This window comes from Cellulomonas sp. P5_C6, assembly GCF_054049635.1.
On record NZ_JBFULZ010000080.1, the window covers coordinates 1 to 16,618 of the forward strand.

Annotated in this window: 17 protein-coding genes; 7 read left to right on the forward strand and 10 right to left on the reverse strand. The window is 72.7% G+C overall.

The annotated features are described in order from the left end of the window. From ACXJKG_RS11045 to ACXJKG_RS11055, 3 genes are all read right to left on the reverse strand, one after another. Nucleotides 1-1,447: GAF domain-containing sensor histidine kinase (locus tag ACXJKG_RS11045; protein ID WP_456845807.1), on the reverse strand; the 1,447-nt coding region annotated here is incomplete at its 3' end. A 103-nt stretch (nucleotides 1,448-1,550) separates the two neighbouring features. Next, complete coding sequence (locus tag ACXJKG_RS11050) at nucleotides 1,551-2,567, reverse strand: aldo/keto reductase (protein WP_456845808.1); 1,017 nt, start codon at nucleotides 2,565-2,567, stop codon at nucleotides 1,551-1,553. 25 nt (nucleotides 2,568-2,592) lie between these two features. Beyond that, on the reverse strand, nucleotides 2,593-3,480 hold the full coding sequence (locus tag ACXJKG_RS11055) for an aldo/keto reductase (RefSeq protein WP_456845809.1): 888 nt from the start codon (nucleotides 3,478-3,480) through the stop codon (nucleotides 2,593-2,595). A 103-nt stretch (nucleotides 3,481-3,583) separates the two neighbouring features. Here ACXJKG_RS11055 and ACXJKG_RS11060 point away from each other — a divergent pair, with 103 nt between their 5' ends. The 4 genes from ACXJKG_RS11060 to ACXJKG_RS11075 all read left to right on the forward strand — a co-directional run bounded on the left by ACXJKG_RS11060 (nucleotide 3,584) and on the right by ACXJKG_RS11075 (nucleotide 6,000). Further along, nucleotides 3,584-4,510: a helix-turn-helix transcriptional regulator gene (locus tag ACXJKG_RS11060; RefSeq protein ID WP_456845810.1), complete on the forward strand. Its 927-nt coding sequence runs from the start codon at nucleotides 3,584-3,586 to the stop codon at nucleotides 4,508-4,510. Between the two features lie 51 nt (nucleotides 4,511-4,561). Beyond that, entirely contained in the window at nucleotides 4,562-4,762 is a 201-nt protein-coding gene (locus ACXJKG_RS11065) for a DUF2510 domain-containing protein (protein ID WP_456845811.1), read from the forward strand. 23 nt (nucleotides 4,763-4,785) lie between these two features. Next, a complete protein-coding gene (locus ACXJKG_RS11070) occupies nucleotides 4,786-5,259 on the forward strand; it encodes a hypothetical protein (RefSeq protein WP_456845812.1) in 474 nt (157 codons plus the stop codon). A gap of 105 nt (nucleotides 5,260-5,364) precedes the next feature. Beyond that, on the forward strand, nucleotides 5,365-6,000 hold the full coding sequence (locus ACXJKG_RS11075; RefSeq protein ID WP_456845813.1) for a cysteine hydrolase: 636 nt from the start codon (nucleotides 5,365-5,367) through the stop codon (nucleotides 5,998-6,000). Between the two features lie 45 nt (nucleotides 6,001-6,045). Here the strand turns inward: ACXJKG_RS11075 and ACXJKG_RS11080 are convergent, their stop codons facing one another. The 3 genes from ACXJKG_RS11080 to ACXJKG_RS11090 form a co-directional block, all read right to left on the reverse strand. Continuing rightward, complete coding sequence (locus ACXJKG_RS11080) at nucleotides 6,046-6,657, reverse strand: DUF2510 domain-containing protein (protein WP_456845814.1); 612 nt, start codon at nucleotides 6,655-6,657, stop codon at nucleotides 6,046-6,048. Nucleotides 6,658-6,726: 69 nt separating this feature from the next. Then, nucleotides 6,727-7,623: a GNAT family N-acetyltransferase gene (locus tag ACXJKG_RS11085; protein ID WP_456845815.1), complete on the reverse strand. Its 897-nt coding sequence runs from the start codon at nucleotides 7,621-7,623 to the stop codon at nucleotides 6,727-6,729. Continuing rightward, the gene (locus ACXJKG_RS11090) at nucleotides 7,620-8,891 is read right to left on the reverse strand and encodes an alpha-hydroxy-acid oxidizing protein (RefSeq protein ID WP_456845816.1); all 1,272 of its coding nucleotides are present in this window, start codon (nucleotides 8,889-8,891) and stop codon (nucleotides 7,620-7,622) included. Before ACXJKG_RS11090 ends, ACXJKG_RS11085 begins: the two co-directional genes overlap by 4 nt. A gap of 74 nt (nucleotides 8,892-8,965) precedes the next feature. On the opposite strand from ACXJKG_RS11090, the gene ACXJKG_RS11095 reads away from it, so the two are divergent. After that, nucleotides 8,966-9,955, forward strand: coding sequence for an aldo/keto reductase (locus ACXJKG_RS11095; RefSeq protein WP_456845817.1), 990 nt, complete (start codon nucleotides 8,966-8,968; stop codon nucleotides 9,953-9,955). A gap of 4 nt (nucleotides 9,956-9,959) precedes the next feature. On the opposite strand, the gene ACXJKG_RS11100 is transcribed toward ACXJKG_RS11095, so the two are convergent. Beyond that, complete coding sequence (locus ACXJKG_RS11100) at nucleotides 9,960-10,763, reverse strand: dienelactone hydrolase family protein (RefSeq protein WP_456845818.1); 804 nt, start codon at nucleotides 10,761-10,763, stop codon at nucleotides 9,960-9,962. A 19-nt stretch (nucleotides 10,764-10,782) separates the two neighbouring features. Then, nucleotides 10,783-11,883 carry a DNA glycosylase AlkZ-like family protein gene (locus ACXJKG_RS11105; RefSeq protein ID WP_456845819.1) on the reverse strand — a complete coding sequence of 367 codons (1,101 nt, stop codon included), beginning with the start codon at nucleotides 11,881-11,883 and terminating at the stop codon, nucleotides 10,783-10,785. A gap of 53 nt (nucleotides 11,884-11,936) precedes the next feature. On the opposite strand from ACXJKG_RS11105, the gene ACXJKG_RS11110 reads away from it, so the two are divergent. After that, on the forward strand, nucleotides 11,937-13,043 hold the full coding sequence (locus tag ACXJKG_RS11110) for an AAA family ATPase (RefSeq protein ID WP_456845820.1): 1,107 nt from the start codon (nucleotides 11,937-11,939) through the stop codon (nucleotides 13,041-13,043). Nucleotides 13,044-13,220: 177 nt separating this feature from the next. Beyond that, nucleotides 13,221-14,960 (forward strand): APC family permease, encoded by a 1,740-nt coding sequence (locus ACXJKG_RS11115; protein WP_456845821.1) that lies wholly within the window; start codon nucleotides 13,221-13,223, stop codon nucleotides 14,958-14,960. On the opposite strand, the gene ACXJKG_RS11120 is transcribed toward ACXJKG_RS11115, so the two are convergent. Both ACXJKG_RS11120 and ACXJKG_RS11125 read right to left on the reverse strand, forming a co-directional pair. Next, nucleotides 14,957-15,352 carry a hypothetical protein gene (locus ACXJKG_RS11120; protein WP_456845822.1) on the reverse strand — a complete coding sequence of 132 codons (396 nt, stop codon included), beginning with the start codon at nucleotides 15,350-15,352 and terminating at the stop codon, nucleotides 14,957-14,959. The two genes, ACXJKG_RS11115 and ACXJKG_RS11120, sit on opposite strands and share 4 nt — an antisense overlap. A gap of 14 nt (nucleotides 15,353-15,366) precedes the next feature. Next, on the reverse strand, nucleotides 15,367-16,618 hold a 1,252-nt coding region (locus ACXJKG_RS11125), incomplete at its 5' end, for a hypothetical protein (protein WP_456845823.1).

A 16,618-nucleotide genomic window follows, 5' to 3' on the forward strand; every position in this document is an offset into this window, starting at 1 on the left:
GCGTGATGCCGTGGTCGTTCGCGCGTCCGCGGACCGTCGCGACGCCGTAGTCGACGGCGGCGGACACCGAGAACGTGGACGGCTCGAGCTCCATGCGCCCGGCCTCCACCTTCGAGAGGTCGAGGATCTCGTTCAGCAGCTCGAGCAGGTGCTGTCCCGAGCTGAGGATGTCGTGCAGGTACTCCTCCTGGCGCTCGTTGATGTCGCCGAAGAGCCTCTCGAGGAGGACCTCCGAGAACCCGATCACGGCGTTGAGGGGCGTGCGGAGCTCGTGGGACATGCTCGCCAGGAAGTCCGATTTGTGCTGGCTCACCACCTCGAGCTCGGCCGTCTTGACCTCGAGCTCGCGGAACAGCCGGGCGTTGGTCACGGCGAGGGCCGACTGGCTGGCGAACGTCTCCAGGAAGTCGATGGTCTCCTGCGGGAACGCCCCGGGCGAGCGGCGGCGCACGACGAGCGCGCCGACGATCCGTTCCCCGCGCAGCACGGGGACCGCGAGCACCGAGCGCCAGCCGTCGGCGTGCAGCACCGCCAGGTGGGGGTCGAGGTCGACCTCGTCCAGGTCGGGCACGGCCACCGGGTGGCGCTCGAGCGCGGCACGCCCGACCAGCGTGGCGTGGAGCTCGATCGGCACCGAGCGGAGCGCGGCCAGGAGCTCGGGGCTGCTCGCGTACGCGCTGCGGACGGAGAACAGCTGGTCCTCCTCGAGGTACTCCATCATCGAGCCGCCGTCGCAGCCCGAGAAGCGCACGGCGTTCTTGATGATGGTGGCCAGGACCTCGTCGAGGACGAGGCTGGAGCTGACGATCCCGCCGACCGAGCTCAGCGCCTCGAGCTGGTCGACGCGCCGCGCGAGCTCGGCCCCGCGGGCGTCGAGCGCCGCGAGCAGGTCCACGTGCCGCACCACGATCGCGGCCTGCGCGGCGAACGCCTCGAGGAGGGTGACCGCACCCGGGTCGAACGGCTCCACCTCGCTGCGCAGGAGCGACAGGGCGCCCACCACCTCGTCGTCCAGCATCATCGGGGCCGCCACCACGGTGCGGAACCCGACCATCTCCTGGAGGTCGCGCCGGCGATAGGCGGGGTCGACGAGGACGTCGGAGATCTGCTGGACCTTCCGGCCCGTCGCGGCTCGCCCCACGATCGTGTCGCCGTCCACCCGGATCGGGTGCTCGCGCCAGTAGTGCCGCAGCTCGTCGGTCAGGCCCACGGACGACGCGAGCGTGAACCGGTCGCCGTCGATGAGGTAGACCAGCACGGTCTGGGCCCGGCACAGGCGCCGCGCGGTGTGCACGATCGTGTCGAGCACGGCGTCGGGGTCGGCGGCCGATCCCAGCGCGGTGAGGACGGCGTTCGCGGCCGCGAACTGGTCGGTGGCGTCGTCGTAGGCGCGCCTCAGGAGATCGTGCTCCGCCTGGCTGACGGTCCCGCTCTGCAGATCGGCCATCCTCGGCCGCCCTTCCCCGGGTCTCGACGTCCCGGGCGCACCTCAGTCTGCTCGCGGGCCTACGACTGGTGCAATGACGTCGCGGCGTCGAGAGAGGCAGCGATCAGCGGCGCCGGGCGGCGGCGGTGAGCTCGTGGGCGCCGTAGCTGTTGTCGTCCGGGTTCATGGTGACGCCCGGCGCGACGATCTGGTCGATGCGGTCGAGCACGTCGGGGCTCAGGGTGAGCTCGGCGGCGGGCAGGTAGGACTCGAGCTGCTCCATCGTGCGCGGGCCCACGATCGCCGAGGTCACGCCGGGGTGGTTGACGACGAACGCGATCGCCAGCTCGATCAGGCTGAGCCCGGCCTCCTCGGCGAGCAGGGCGAGGTCCTCGACGGCGTCGAGCTTGCGCTGGTTGGCGGGGCTGGTCATGTCGAACCGCGCGCTCGGGCGGGCCGACGAGGTCGGCGCACCCGCGGAGTCCTTGCGCCAGCGGCCCGAGAGCCAGCCGCCCGCCAGCGGGCTGTAGGTGAGCGTGCCCATGCCGTGGCGCCGGGTGGTGGGCAGGACGTCCTCCTCGATGCCGCGCACGAGGATCGAGTACGGGGGCTGCTCGGTGACGAACCGCTCCAGGTGCCGGTCGCGCGAGACGGCCTGGGCCTCGACGATCTGCGACCCGGAGTACGACGAGGACCCGATGTAGCGGACCTTGCCCTGGTGGACCAGGTCGCTCAGGGCCCCGAGCGTCTCGGCGACGTCGGTGTCCGGGCTGGGTCGGTGCACCTGGTAGAGGTCGATGTGGTCGGTGCCCAGGCGGCGGAGCGAGTCCTCGACGGCGCGGATGATCCACTGGCGTGACCCTCCGCCCTGGTTCGGGCCGTCGCCCATGGGCATGAAGAACTTGGTCGCCAGGAAGACGTCGTCGCGGCGGCCGGTCAGCGCCTGGCCGACGATCTGCTCGGACACCCCGGCGGAGTACACGTCGGCCGTGTCCACGACGTTGATCCCGGCGTCGAGCGCGCGATGGATGATCCGCGTCGTGTCGGTGCGGTCGTCGTTGCCCCAGGGGCCGAACATCATCGCGCCGAGGCACAGCGGGCTGACCTGGACGCCGGTGCGTCCGAGCGGGCGGTACTGCATGGGGGAGCTCCTTGCTGTGGCTGGGTCAGGCCTCGGGGATGTCGCGACCGAAGGCCTCGAGGGTCACGGCCTCCGGCGTGGGTCCTCCGCGACGCCCCGTGTCCAGCGCGTCGATGGCCGCGAGCTCGTCGACCGTGAGCTCGATGTCGGCGACGGCGAAGTTCTCGGCGATGCGGGCGGGGGTCACCGACTTCGGGATGGCGGAGCGGCCCTGCTGCAGGTGCCAGGCGAGCATCACCTGCGCCGGTGTCCTGCCGTGGGCCGCCGCGATCCCGGCGATGGCCGGGTCCTCGAGCGTGGAGGTGTGGCCGGCGTCGCGGTAGAACGTGATGCCGCCGATGGGTGACCAGGCCTGCGTCACGATGCCGTGCTCGGCGTCGGCGGCCAGGACGCCGGGCTGACGGAAGTAGGGGTGGACCTCGACCTGGTTCACGGCCGGGACCACGGCGGTGGCCTCGAGCAGCCGGGCGAGGTGGTCGGGCATGAAGTTGGAGACCCCGATGGCCGCGACCTTGCGGTCGGCCAGCAGCCTCTCCAGCGCGCGGTAGGCGTCGATCGTGAGGTCGAACCGGCCGGGCAGGGCCTGGTGCAGGATCAGCAGGTCGATCGTGTCCACCCCGAGCTTGGCGGCGGACTTGTCGAACGCGTGCAGCGTGGCGTCGTACCCGTAGTCGCTGATCCAGACCTTGGTCTCGACGAACACGTCGTCGCGGGCCACGCCGGACTCACGGATCGCCTGGCCGACCTCGCGCTCGTTCCCGTACGCGGCGGCGGTGTCGATGTGCCGGTAGCCGACCTCCAGGGCGGTGCGGACGGCCGCGACGGTCTCGGCGGGCGGGGTCTGGAAGACGCCGAAGCCGAGGGCGGGCATCGTCACGCCGTTGTTCAGGGTCAGGGTGGGGACGGTCGTCATGACGTTCACCGTACGAACGGGTCGGGCCCCCTGGGAGGGTCTGTCGTTACCCGGTAACGCCAGTACCTCCCCGCAGCGGGCACCGGAACGTACGGTCGACGGTATGGACCTGAGCGCCGAGACCCGCGAGTTCCTCATGACGCGCCGCGGCCGCATCACGCCGGATCGTGCCGGTCTGGCGGCGTACGGCGGCAACCGGCGCGTGCCGGGGCTGCGTCGCGAGGAGGTCGCGATGCTGGCGGGGGTGAGCATCGACTACTACACGCGCATGGAGCGGGGGAACCTGTCGGGCGTCTCCGAGGAGGTCCTCGAGGCCCTGGCGGAGGCGCTGCAGCTCGACGAGGCCGAGCGCGGCCACCTGTTCGACCTGTCCCGCGCCGCGAACGCCTCGGGGGCGGCGCGGTCCYGGGCCCGCAATGCGTCGACGCCCGTGCTGCGTCCCGTCGTCCAGCGCATCATCGACGCCCTCGACGGCGCTCCCGCGTTCGTGCGCAACGGCCGCCTCGACGTGCTCGGCGCCAACCTGCTGGGCCGCGCGCTCTACTCGCCCCTCTACGACTCGCTGCAGCGGGGGAGCGGCAGGCCGGTCAACACGGCCCGCTTCCAGTTCCTCGACCCCGCCGCCGCGCGAGCGTTCTGGGGCGAGAAGGCCGACCGCATGGCGCACGACGCCGTCGCGATCCTGCGCGCCGAGGCCGGACGCAACCCGTACGACAGGCGCCTGACCGACCTGGTCGGGGAGCTGTCCACCCACAGCGAGGACTTCCGCCGGCTGTGGGCCTCGCACGACGTCCGTTACCACCGCTCCGGGACCAAGACGTTCCACCACCCGGCGGTCGGCCTGCTCGAGCTGGACTACGAGGCCCTCGTCCTGCCCGCCGACCCCGGGCTGCAGCTCAACGTGTACTCGGCCGTCCCGGGCTCACCGTCGGCGGACGGCCTGAAGCTCCTCGCGTCCTGGGCCGCGACGACCCTGGCCGAGCCGCCGTCGATCGGCTCGGCTCCCCCCTCCCGCGCGGCGACGGACTGACGCATCGGGGCGCCGCTGCCGTCGCCCTGCTCGGCGCTGTACGTTGGGGTCGTGCCCACCACACCGGCCAGCTGGTACCCGGACCCGATCCAGCCCTCTCGCCTGCGGTACTGGGACGGCGCCACGTGGACCGGCTACCTGGTCGATCCCGAGCGGCCCACCGTCGTCCGGTACGAGCAGCCGCCGTGGGCGCCGCTGCCTCCCGGCGGGATCAACGTGCCGCTCTCGGTGGTGCTGTCCGCGGGGTTCTGAGGACGGACCGCGACCTTCTCCCCGTGACCCTGCCGCAGACCCCGCCGCCAGTCTCCGACGACGAGCTGGTCAGATCCCTCACGCCGATCACATTCGCGTACTGCGGTGCGTTGCTGCTGGTCGGCCTGCTCGGCGCCCTGGTCCTCGTCCCGGACCCGACCGTGACCCCGACGGGGCTGCTCATCGGCGCCGGGCTCGGGCTCGCGGCCTGGTTCGTCCCCGCTCTGATGATCCCCAACCGGCTCCGGTTCGCGGCGCGACAGGGCCTGGCGCCGGAGCAGGTCCCCGGGGTCGTCCGCACCGTGGTGTGGATCGGCATCTCGTTCGCCACGCTGCCCGCGATGCTGGGGCTCGTCGTCGCGGTGTCGAGCGGCCACGACGTCGGCGCGCTCGTCTTCAGCGTCCCGCTGGCCATGGCGTCGCTGGTGCTGAACGTGTCGGGCCCCCGAGCGGTCCGCCGTCACCTCGAGCGGGCACGGTCGACGGTCGCGTCCTGATCCCGAGGTTGTCCGGCTCAGCGCGCAGGCGCAGGCTAGCCCCGACCGCACCCGCGAGCCTCGGGTGCGTGCCCAGTTCCGCACACATCGAGCAATGGAGCAGAGATGAACCCGGAGACCACGGCACTCGTGCTGATCGAGTTCCAGAACGACTTCACCAGCGAGGGTGGGGTCCTGCACGGCGCGGTACAGCCCGTGATGGAGAGCACCGGCATGCTGGCGAACGCCCAGAAGGCCCTCGAGGCCACGCGCGCCGCCGGCGCCACCGTGATCCACAGCCCCATCTCGTTCCAGGCCGGGTACGGCGAGATCACGGCTCACCCCTACGGGATCCTCAAGGGCGTCGTGGACTCGAACGCCTTCGTCAAGGGCTCCTGGGGCGCGGCGATCGTCGAGGACGTGGCCCCCGTCGAGGGCGACATCGTCATCGAGGGCAAGCGCGGCCTGGACGCGTTCGGGTCGACGAACCTCGACTTCATCCTGCGGTCCAAGGGCATCACGACCGTGGTGCTGGCCGGCTTCCTCACCAACTGCTGCGTGGAGTCGACGATGCGCTCGGCGTACGAGAAGGGCTTCGAGGTCATCACGCTCACCGACGCCGTCGGCGCGACGTCCCAGGCCGAGCACGACAACGCGATCACCTACGACTACCCGATGTTCTCCAAGCCGATGACGGCCGACGAGTACATCGGCACCCTGCAGGGCACGACCGTCGCGGCGAACACCTCGCGCGGCTACTGAGCGGCGCGGCTCGGCGGCCGGGTCACGCCACCCGGCCGTCGGCCGCTACCCACCGACACCACCGAGGCCGCCGAGACCACCGAGGCCGTCGAGGCCGCTGAGCCCGCCCAGGCCGTCGAGCCCCGTCGACGCCTGCCCGGCGGCCTCGACCGGGACCGCGATGAACAGGGCGAGGGCCGCGACGAGCCCGACGCCGGCGAGCAGCCAGCCCACCACGGAGAGCGGGGGCGCGCCGCGGAAGACCGCCCGGTGGTAGTTGCGCAAGGCCCGGCCGACCAGGAACACGGCGCCGATCCCCCCGAGGACCCAGATGTCGCCGGGGCCGCCCAGGCCGAGGCTGACGGCGCCCGTCAGCACGAGGAGCCCGAGGGCCGTGCAGAACGCGCCGATCGCGCCGCGCCGGACCCGGCACGCCTCGCCGATGCGGTGCCTCAGGAACGCGGCCTCCCGGTCGGCGTCGTCCTCGGGGCTGAGCGACAGGCCCAGCCGGGACGGCACCGCGGCGCCGATGAACCGGCTCTCGATCGCCTGGCTCTCGAACGACCCAGGTTCCGGCGAGGTGTACTCGGTCCAGCCCACGCCGTCGAACCACCGGCGCACCCCGACGGTCGTCCCGTCGGCGTACCAGCCGGCGGCCGGGAGCGCGTCGTCGGCCATGGCGCGATGGTCGCAGCGGGACCTGAGGATCCGGCGCCCGCGGCGTCCGATTCACTCGACCGCCGCGTCTCAGCCGCTCGGTCGGCCTGGAAGCGCCAGCTCGAGCAGCGTGCAGGAGAAGTCGGCGAAGTCGCGCTGCCCGACGGCCGTGAACCCGTAGGCCTCGTAGTAGGCGCGCGCCGTCGGGTTGGTGGTCCGGCAGTCGAGCCGGAACAGGCCGACCCCGGCATCCCTCCCACGGGCCGCGGCCCAGTCGAGCAGGGCCCTGCCGATGCCGCGGCCGGCGTGCCGTCGATCGACCATGAGGCCGTGCACGTAGACCGCGGGTGTGTCGTCGGCACCCCAGAAGTCGGGGTCCGACCACAGCAGCCGGACGGTGCCGACCAGGCCGGAGCCGTCGCGGACCAGGTGCCACTCGCCGGCGTCGACCTGTGCGGCGATGCGCCCCCGCGGCAGCGAGCCGCGCGGCCACTGGACCGTGCCGTTCTCGGCCATCCAGTCCTCGAGCGACCGGCGCAGGGCGTGGATCGCGTCGACGTCCGCGGCGGTGGCGGTGGTGGGCATCACGTGCGTGCGCAGCGGCGAGCGGTCGCCGACGAGCCACAGGTGGCCGAACGGGTCGACGAAGCTGCCCTGCCGGTGCGGGCCCCACGGCATCTGGTGGTCGCGGACCTGGTCGAACGTGCCGTCCGCACCGGCCGCGACGGCGCGGGCGACGAACGCGTCCGGGTCGTCGACGAAGACCTCGACGCGGACCGTCCGGCTGCCCAGCGTCTCGGGGGTGTCCCAGCGGTTGCCCTGCGGCTCGCCGAGGAAGAACGGCGCGCCTGCGAGGTCGAGCCCGACCACGGACCCGAGGTCCCACAGGATCGTCGCGCCCAGCGCGCTGCCGTACCAGCGGGCCGCGGCCGCCGCGTCGGGGACCGCCAGCATCACCGAGAGCACGGGCGACGGGTCGGCGGTCACGGCGCGCTCACCAGGAGGTCGGGGCTGATCTGGTCGACCGACCGCACGCCGCACAGCGCCATCGTCAGGTCGAGCTCGGCCCACACGTGCTCCATCACGGCGCGCGCACCGTCGGCGCCGGCGAGCGCGAGCCCGTAGACCCACGGTCTGCCGACGAGCACGGCGCGGGCGCCGAGCGCGAGCGCCTTGAGCACGTCGGCGCCGCTGCGGACGCCGCTGTCGAACAGCACCGGGACCCGACCGTCGACCACCTCGACCACGCCGGGCAGCGCGTCGAGCGACCCGACCGCGCCGTCGACCTGGCGGCCGCCGTGGTTGGACACGACGATGCCGTCGACCCCGTGGTCGAGGGCGAGCCGCGCGTCGTCGGCGTGCTGGATCCCCTTGAGCACGATCGGCAGCGAGGTCCGCTCCCGCAGCCGGGCCAGGTCGTCCCAGGTCAGCGAGGAGCGGGAGAACACGTCGAGGAACGTCTCGACGGCGGCGCGCGGCAAGGGAGAGCGGAGGTTGGCGCGCAGGTCGCCGGGGTAGTGCCGGGCCATCGACAGCAGAGCGCGGACGGYGGCGGGCGTCGGGCGGTCCGTCGACGGCGTCGACGCTGTGGCCCGCGCGTGCACGAGGCGGCGGAAGGCCGGGTCGCTGGTGTACTGCGCGATGCCCTCGCCGCGCGCGAACGGCAGGTAGCCGAGGTCGAGGTCCTTGGTCCGCCAGCCGAGCACGTGGGTGTCGAGCGTGACGACGATCGCGTCGCTGCCGACGGCTGCGGCGCGGTCGACGAACGAGTCGACGACGTCGTCGTCCTTGCTCCAGTAGAGCTGGAACCAGCGGGGCGAGTCGCCGAGCGCCGCGGCGGTGTCCTCCATCGGGACCGAGCCCTGCGACGAGATGACCATCGGCAGGCCCAGTGCCCAGGCGGCCCGGGCGGCCCCGAGGTCGGCGTCGCGGTGCGCCATCTCCAGCACGCCGATCGGCGCGAAGAGCAGCGGCGCGGGGAGCCGACGGCCGAAGAGCTCGATCGAGGTGTCCCGGGTCTCGACGTCGACCAGCATCCGCGGCACCAGGCGGTGGCGGCCGAACGCCTCCCGGTTGGCGCGGGCGGTCTGCTGCTGGCCGGCGCTGCCCGCCACGTACGCCCACGCCTCGGTGCTCAGCCTCCGCCGGGCGGCCGCGGCGAGCCGCGCGGGTTCGGTGGGGACGACGGGCCGGCGGCCGAACACCCCGGCCCGGTAGATCGCCGACTGCACGTCGCGGCCCGTGAATGCGCTCACGCCGCGAGTCTGGCACGCGAGCCCGGTACTGACAGGGCCTCCTTCGTCGGCGGACCCGCACGTAGCGTCGAGGAATGGACACGCGCACTCTCGGACAGGGACTCGAGGTCTCCGCGATCGGCCTCGGCTGCATGGGCATGAGCCAGAGCTACGGGCCGAACCCGGGCGACCGGCAGGAGATGATCGGCGTCCTGCGGGGCGCGGTCGACCGCGGGGTCACGTTCTTCGACACGGCCGAGGTGTACGGCCCGTTCGTCAACGAGGAGCTCGTCGGCGAGGCCCTCGAGCCCGTCCGCGACCAGGTGGTCATCGCGACGAAGTTCGGGTTCGACCTGCACGCCGACGGCTCCCACCACGGGCTGTCGAGCCGGCCCGAGCACATCAAGGAGGTGGCCGACGCCTCGCTGCAGCGCCTCGGGACCGACGTGATCGACCTCTTCTACCAGCACCGCGTCAACCCGGACGTGCCCATCGAGGACGTCGCCGGGGCCGTCAAGGAGCTGATCGCCGCCGGGAAGGTCCGCCACTTCGGGCTGTCGGAGGCCGGCGTCGGCACGATCCGTCGGGCCCACGCCGTGCAGCCCGTCACCGCCCTGCAGAGCGAGTACTCGCTGTGGACCCGCGACCCCGAGGCCGAGGTGCTGCCGGTGCTCGCGGAGCTCGGCATCGGCTTCGTGCCGTTCAGCCCGCTGGGCAAGGGGTTCCTCACGGGCACGGTCGACGTGTCGACCTCGTTCACCGACAAGGACATCCGCGCGACGATCCCGCGGTTCAGCGAGGAGAACCGGCAGGCCAACCAGGCCCTCGTCGAGCTGGTCACGCAGGTCGCCGGCCGGAAGGGCGCGACGCCGGCGCAGGTCGCGCTCGCCTGGCTGCTCGCGCAGCAGCCGTGGATCGTGCCGATCCCCGGCACGCGGCGGCTCAGCCGGCTCGAGGAGAACCTCGGCGCCGCCGACCTCGAGCTGACGGCCGCCGACCTCGCCGAGATCGCGTCCGCCGCCGACCGGATCGGCGTGCACGGCAACCGCTACAACGAGGCCGGGATGCGGATGGTCGGCCTCTGACCGGTCACGCAGTGTCGAGCCGCCGGTGCAAGAACGCGCCGACCCGTTCTGCGGTCTCCGCGAGCCGCGTCCCCTGCGGGGTGTCGGTTCCGTACTGCTCGTGCGCGACCGTCAGGACCGAGTGGTCCTTGCCAGGGAACAGCACACCGGGAAGCTCGTCGACCAGGAGACCGTCCCCGAACTGCTCGACGGCCTCGGCGAGCCGGGGCCGTGGGCTCAGCGGGTCGTTGCGGAACCGGGTGTAGTAGATCTCGACGTCGTCGGCGCGGATCCGGTCGCGGATGCTGCCGACGTCGTGCGGGGAGAGGCCGAGCGCGCGGCCGCACACCGGTCGGAACGGGATGGCCGGCTCGGCCGCCACTGCCGCCGCGACGTTCGGGTGGGCGGCGAGTGCGAGGGCGAACCCGCCGCTCATGCACATGCCCACCACGCCGACGTCACCGTCTCCGTGCAGATGGGAGGCATATCGCGCGAGCGCGCGCAGCTTGCCGACGACCGGGCTGGTCCGGCCGCTCCACAGGATGTCGATCTCGCGGGAGATGCAGAGCCCGCCGACCGCGCGTGCTCGATCGAGAGGGGACCCGCGCCGTGGCGGCCCGAGGATCTGGGGCATCCACACGTCGAACCCCTGCCTGCGGAGCCGTTCGCAGAAGGCCAGGTAGTCCGGGGTCACGCCGAACAGCTCGTGCATGACGATGACCGGTGGGTCCGACTCGTCGCCGGTGCGGGACACGGGCCAGGTCCAGGGCGCGTCGGCCGGGGGGACGAGCGGTCGCGGGTCGTGCTGCCCTGCCTCGTCGCTGGTCACGACTGTCATCGTGGCCTGCTCAGTCGGGCAGCACCAGGTCCAGCTCCAGCCACCGCGCCAGGTCCGCGATCTCGCCGTCGACCGCTGCGCTCTCGTCGGCTGTCCACTCCCCGTCCCGGTGGATCGCCTGCACGCGCAGCACGCCGGTCTTCGGGTCCGCGGCCGCGTCGAGCTTCCCGACCAGCCGGTCGCCCACCAGGATCGGGAGCGCGTAGTACCCCCACCGGCGGCCGGCGACCGGCTTGAACATCTCGAGCGCGTACTCGAACTCGAAGATCTCGGCCATCCGCTTGCGGTCGCTCAGCAGTCGGTCGAAGGGCGACAGCAGCGCCGCGCGGCCCTCGAACGGACCGCCGAGCAGCTCCGGGTCGACCCGCCACGTGCCCCGGACGCCCTCGACGACCGCCGGCACGCCCGCCTCGCCGACGGCCACCGGCTCGACGGGTTGCTCGGTGCCGGTCGGGCGCGCGATGCCGAGGGCCCGCAGGCGCCGCTCGTCCCGGATGCGGAGGGCCTCCTGCACGGGCGGGCCGGGGTCGTCCGGGTAGATGCGCTCGGCCAGGTCCCAGAGCCGGTCGCGGCCGCGGCGCCCGGCGACCGCCACGTCGCCGTTGTGCACCATGACCTCGAGCATCATCACGACGTTGCGGTTGTTGTTCCAGCCGCTCGACCGCCACGGGCGCGCGCAGGTGTCGGGGAGCTCGCGCGCGGTCAGCGGGCCGTCGGAGCGCAGCAGCGCGAGGATCTCCTGGCGGCAGCCCTCGTTGTCGTGCAGCCAGCTGCTGTTGGTCAGCTGCCAGCCCTTGACGTCCGGCCCCGTGCCCGGCCACGCGTCCATCTCCGCGCGGAACAGCGCGATGTCCTCCGGGACCCGGACGGTCCCGCGGTAGTCGAGCAGGGTCAGCTCGTCGAGGGCGTCCGCGAGCTCGGTCGGGTCGTACGCGGACCCCAGGCGGCTCCAGAGGACCAGGTCAGCGCTGGGCGCGATCGCGCTGGTGGGCTCCAGCTGGACCATGGTCAGCCGGCGGACGGTGTCGTGGACGTCCGTCGGGCGTTCCGCGGTCAGCAGCTGCGCGCGCACCGCGAGCCTGCGGGCGTCGGCGCGCGAGAGGACCTCCATGCCCTGCGACCCTACGGCCAGCGTCCGACACACGCTCTCGCTAGGGTCGCCGCATGATCCGGACGCTGGCCGTCGAGCGCTACCGGAGCCTGGACCAGCTCGTCCTCGAGCTCGACCGGCTCACGGTGGTGACCGGCGCGAACGGCAGCGGCAAGACCAGCGTGTACCGGGTGCTGCGCCTGCTGGCGGACATCGTGCGCGACGGCGCGATCAGCTCCCTGGCCCGCGAGGGAGGCATGCGCTCGGCCATCCACGCAGGCCCGCGCCCGAAGGGACCCGTGGCCGTGCGGCTCGGCGTCGCCACCGAGGACCTGTCCTACGCGATCGACCTCGGCCTGCCCCAGATGGGTGCGTTCCGGCTCGACCCGGAGATCAAGTCCGAGGTGGTCTGGGCGGGGCCGGTGCTGCGGCCGTCCACCGTCCTCACCGAGCGCATCGGCACGCGGGTGCGCAGCCGCGACGACGACGGGTCCTGGCGCGACGCGCCCCTGTCGGTCGCCCAGCACGAGTCGGTGATGGCCGTGCTGGCCRACCCGACCGCGACCCCCGACCTGTTCGCGCTGCGCGAGCAGGCCCGGCGCTGGCGGTTCTACGACCACCTGCGCACCGACGTCGACGCACCCGCCCGCCGCCCCGGCGTCGCGACGTTCACGCCCGTGCTGTCGCCCGCCGGCGACGACCTCGCCGCCGCCCTGCTGACCATCGGCCTCATGGGCGACGACGACGCGCTGCAGGCGTCTGTCGACGCGGCGTTCCCGGGCGCCCGGGTGATAGTCGACGAGGACGACGACGGTGCGTGCCGGGTCGCCATGACCCAGCCGGGCCTGCGACGACCGTTGTCCGCCGCGGAGCTCTCCGACGGGACCCTGACCTACCTGCTGCTCGCCGCGGCGTGCCTGGCCACCCGCGCGCCGGACCTCCTGGTGCTCAACGAGCCCGAGTCCAGCCTGCACCCGAGCCTCATGGCGGCCGTCGGCGCGCTGGTCGCGTCGGCCTCCGAGCGCTCGCAGGTGCTCGTCGTCACCCACTCGGGCGACCTCGTGCGCGCCCTGCGGGCCGCGGGCGCGACGACCGTCGGGCTCACCAAGACCGGCGCGGCCACCACCGTCGAGGGCCGCGGCCCGCTGGAGGAACCGCCGTGGACGTGGCCGAAGCGCTGACCCGACGGAATCGGCCCGGGACTCTTCCCGCGCGGCGGCGGCGGGTCTACGGTTTCGATGGCTGTACGCGCAACTGACGAGCGATATCTGCTCCCCAACGCCATGACGCAACGAATCCGGTAGGTAGTCACTGCCCGATGCAACGGGGGCTCGGGCCTCATCCGCTGCGAGGTTCCGTTGACTGCTCCCTCCGCCGACGCCGCACCCCTCGGGTTCCCCGAGAGCGGCAAGGGACTCAAGGGCGGTGCGCTCGGCCTGCTGTCGAGTGTCGTCGTCGGCACCGCGTCCACCGCCCCCGCGTACAGCCTCGCCGCGAGCCTCGGCTTCGTCGTCGCCGGCGGCGGGGCGATCCTCGCGGGCGTCAAGGCGCCCGCGATCATCCTGCTCGCGTTCGTCCCGATGTACCTGATCGCGGTCGCCTACCAGGAGCTGAACCGTGCCGAGCCGGACTGCGGCACCACCTTCACGTGGGCCGCGCGGGCGTTCGGGCCGGTCACGGGCTGGCTCGGCGGGTGGGGGATCATCGCCGCCGACGTCATCGTCATGGCGAACCTCGCGCAGATCGCGGGCGCGTACTCGTTCACGTTCGTCGGCGACCTGGGCTGGGAGTCCGTCGGCGACCTCGCGTCGAGCACGCTGTGGACGACGGTCGCCGGCCTGCTGTGGATCGCCATCATGACCTACATCTGCTACCGCGGCATCGAGGTCTCGGCGCGCATCCAGTACGTCCTGCTGGCCATCGAGGTCGTCGTCCTGATCATGTTCTCGGTGGTCGCGCTGGGCAAGGTCTACTCCGGCAACGGGGAGTCGTACTCCCTCATACCGTCCTGGGACTGGTTCTGGCCCGGAGGGCTGAGCATCGCCGACGTCATCGCGCCCGCGCTGCTCACGGCCGTCTTCATCTACTGGGGCTGGGACACGGCCGTCTCGATCAACGAGGAGTCCGACGACCCGGCCAAGACGCCGGGCCGGGCGGCGATCCTGTCGACCCTGCTCCTGCTGGTCACGTACGTGCTCGTCTCGACCGCCGCAGTCGCGTTCGCCGGGGTGGGCACCACGGGCATCGGCCTCGGAAACCCCGACAACGCCGACGACGTGTTCGCGGCGATCGGGCCGGCGCTGTTCGGCGACTCCGCCCTCGGCCACATCGGGCTCCTGCTGCTCTCCGCGTCGATCCTCACCTCGGCGTCCGCGTCGACCCAGACGACGATCCTGCCGACGGCCCGCACCACCCTGTCGATGGCGGCGTACAAGGCGATTCCCTCGGCGTTCGCGAAGATCCACCCCAAGTACCTGACCCCGGGCGTCTCGACGATCGCGATGGGCCTGGCGTCCATGATCTTCTACGCGATCTTCACGCTGATCAGCCCGAGCCTGCTGTCCGCGCTGATCGGGTCGGTCGGCCTGATGATCGCCTTCTACTACGGCCTCACCGGGTTCGCGTGCTCCTGGTTCTACCGGCGGACGCTGCACCACAAGCCGCGCGACTTCTTCATGCAGGGCGTCCTGCCGTCGCTGGGCGGCCTGATCCTGCTGGTCGCGTTCGTGTACGCGCTGCAGTCGTTCGCGGCGGTCGACTGGCTGCAGGACGACAAGGGCGACAACGTCACCATCTTCGGGATCGGAGCAGTCGCGGTGGTCGGCGTCGTCGCGATCCTCATCGGTGCGGTGCTCATGGTGGTCTGGCGGCTGCGCGCGCCCGCCTTCTTCAAGGGCCAGACGCTGCCGCGCGCCGGTTCGCACGACCTCGTGCTCGTGGGGGCCAACGCAGCAGACGAGCCAGTGTTCCGCCTGCCCGACTCCGGCCTGCCCGGCATCGTCATCGCCCCCGACCTGTCGAACCTCCCGCGGGGGGCGACGGCCCTGGACCCGCTGACGGGCACCGAGGTGCGGCCCGAGGACGAGGAGCCCCGCTAGCTCCCCACGATGACCCTGGCCTTGGCGTCGCGGTACTCGTCGTCGTCGAGGTGACCGTCGGCGTGCAGCCGGCTGAGTCGCTCGAGCCGCGTCGTCACGTCGTCGACGGGCGGGACCGGGTGCCCGGACACGTGCTCCTGCTTGCTGCGCTGGAACGCGTCGGCGCCGGCCGTCGCCGCGCCCTTGCCGGCCTCGACGGCACCCTTGGTGAGCGCGACGCCCGTCTCGCCGACGACGACGACCGCGGTGGCGCTCCGGGAGGTCAGCGAGTCCTTCGTCGTGTCCTTGACGGGCAGCTTGCCGATGCCGGCGGCCATGAGCCGCTGCACGTCCTGGGCGATCCCCAGGCGGTGCAGTCGTTCCTCGAGGGAGGCCCTCTCGTCGCTGTTCATGTGCCGATCCTCTCCTAGGCCGCGGCGAGCGTGGTCACCGTGCCGGCCGACCCGCGGTACTTGAGGGCGCCGTCCGCGACGAAGAGCACGCCGCCCGTGGGCGCGGTGTCGGGCGTGCCGCTGCTGCGCAGGAACATCCCGCCGTCGGTGCCCAGCTGGTTGGGGGCCCGGCGGTAGAGGAGCGTGTCGCGGTCCGCCGCGCCGGTGCCCCACTGCAGGGTGCCGTCGACCAGGGCGACGAACCGCCGCTGGGCGTCGCCGGTGACCTCGCCCTGGACCACCCGGGCGGTCGGGTCCGTGCCGGCGACGAGGATGCCCTGCCCGCCCGGGGCCAGCGGCGTCACGGTGATCCCGACGCCGCCGGACTGCGTGACCTTGAGGCCGGCGGACGTGCCCGCCGCGCCGCCGACCGAGACGAGCCCGGTCTGCCGGTCGAGGGCGAGCGGGGAGTCCTGGTAGGCGTTGCCGGCCTTGTAACGGCGGAGCTCGAGGTTGGCGTCGGTCTTCGTCGCCCGCAGGGTCCACCGCGGCTGCTTGGCGCCCACCTCCGTGGCGAACACGAGGTCCTTGGGGTGGCTGTCCGACCCGACGATGCGCAGCTGCTCGTCCGCCGCGCCCACCTGGAGCTCGAAGTCGGCCATGTTGGTGCGGACGGCCGAGCGGTCGGTGCCGATCTTGCCGGTCACCGGGTCCACCAGCTTGATCTCGAACCGGGTGCGCAGGGCGCCCTTGGCGTCGGGGACCTCGAAGTTGATGTGCCCGTGCCAGAGGTTCTTCTCCAGGGAGCTCGGGTCGTCGTTGTTGAGGAAGTGCGCGCCGATCCACGCGATGGTCACCGGCTTGGTCGGGTGCGTCGCCAGCCACGTGTAGTCGCCGCCCGGGTAGTGCGGCGTCGTCCAGTTCCCCTGGTACGTGAGCATCCCCTTGGCGCGGGCGTCCTTGAGCTGCACCCGGACGGACTCCCCGAACGAGCCGAAGTGCGGCTGGTACGTCTCCAGCACGATCCGGCCGGTCGAGTCGAAGATGGTCGGGCCGCCGCTGACGCCTCCGGCCGGCGACGACTTCACCAGCAGGGTCGACGGGTTCGCGGTGGTGCCCACCTGCAGGTCGTCGTCGAACACCGTGGTCGCCGCCGGCAGCACGAGGCCGCCCCGCAGGTTCGGGGCGGCGGCCGCGGCGGGCTGGGCGGACGCCGCGACCGCACCGCCCGTGACCAGCGCGACGGCGCCGGCGCGGAAGGCATCGCGACGGGTCAGGCCGCGGGGC

Excerpts from the sequence above, each read along its gene's own strand:
- ACXJKG_RS11050 (WP_456845808.1), bottom strand. The coding sequence starts at position 2,567 with ATGCAGTACCGCCCGCTCGGACGCACCGGCGTCCAGGTCAGCCCGCTG.
- ACXJKG_RS11055 (WP_456845809.1), bottom strand. The coding sequence starts at position 3,480 with ATGACGACCGTCCCCACCCTGACCCTGAACAACGGCGTGACGATGCCC.
- ACXJKG_RS11075 (WP_456845813.1), top strand. The coding sequence starts at position 5,365 with ATGAACCCGGAGACCACGGCACTCGTGCTGATCGAGTTCCAGAACGAC.
- ACXJKG_RS11080 (WP_456845814.1), bottom strand. The coding sequence starts at position 6,657 with ATGGCCGACGACGCGCTCCCGGCCGCCGGCTGGTACGCCGACGGGACG.
- ACXJKG_RS11095 (WP_456845817.1), top strand. The coding sequence starts at position 8,966 with ATGGACACGCGCACTCTCGGACAGGGACTCGAGGTCTCCGCGATCGGC.
- ACXJKG_RS11105 (WP_456845819.1), bottom strand. The coding sequence starts at position 11,883 with ATGGAGGTCCTCTCGCGCGCCGACGCCCGCAGGCTCGCGGTGCGCGCG.
- ACXJKG_RS11120 (WP_456845822.1), bottom strand. The coding sequence starts at position 15,352 with ATGAACAGCGACGAGAGGGCCTCCCTCGAGGAACGACTGCACCGCCTG.